Raw genomic sequence first — 565 nt, forward strand, 5'->3', positions numbered from 1 at the left:
GCTCATCGTCGCGGCTATGTTCTGGATCCCACGTGCGGGAATATGGATGGCCGTAGGGTCTTGGCTGGCGATTATCGCTGTCTGCGCTAAGCACAGGGCGCTACCTGCCGCGAAGGTTAGTGCAAGGGTAGTGTCTTCGGGGTCCTCAATGGAGCTTAACATTGGGGATAGAGTCACCCGTTACGACGTTTTTGGAATGTGCTATTACGAGGTTCCGAAATCCGCTGTTGTGTCTACGGTGCTATGCGTTGAACGCGAGCCACAGAATAGCTACGATAAGAATGCACTCAAAGTTAGCGTGAATGGAAGCCATATCGGTTATGTGTCTGTATGGGCTGCTGCCGATATCGCCCCAGAGTGGGACTCTCTAGGCGTGACATCGATGGATGTTCACGGATGCGTTATCAGTGCTCTTGATGCATACGTTGAGATCCCGACTAATGACGTCCTCCGTGGGGCACTCACTCGACCAAGTACGAATAAGACCATACCTTCGATACGCCCGTTAGCTCACCCGCGGCTCTTATCATCAGCGCCCTCTACGAAGCGTATGCAGATGCCAGTT

1 protein-coding gene is annotated in these 565 nt (G+C 53.1%); it reads left to right on the forward strand.

Going from position 1 to position 565, the window contains the following annotated elements:
- Positions 1–148 precede the first annotated feature (148 nt).
- The coding region (locus HMPREF0721_RS12875; RefSeq protein ID WP_083798195.1) for an HIRAN domain-containing protein at positions 149–565 on the forward strand (417 nt) is incomplete at its 3' end.

Origin of the sequence: Pseudoramibacter alactolyticus ATCC 23263 (assembly GCF_000185505.1) — a bacterium.
Taxonomy (GTDB): domain Bacteria; phylum Bacillota; class Clostridia; order Eubacteriales; family Eubacteriaceae; genus Pseudoramibacter; species Pseudoramibacter alactolyticus.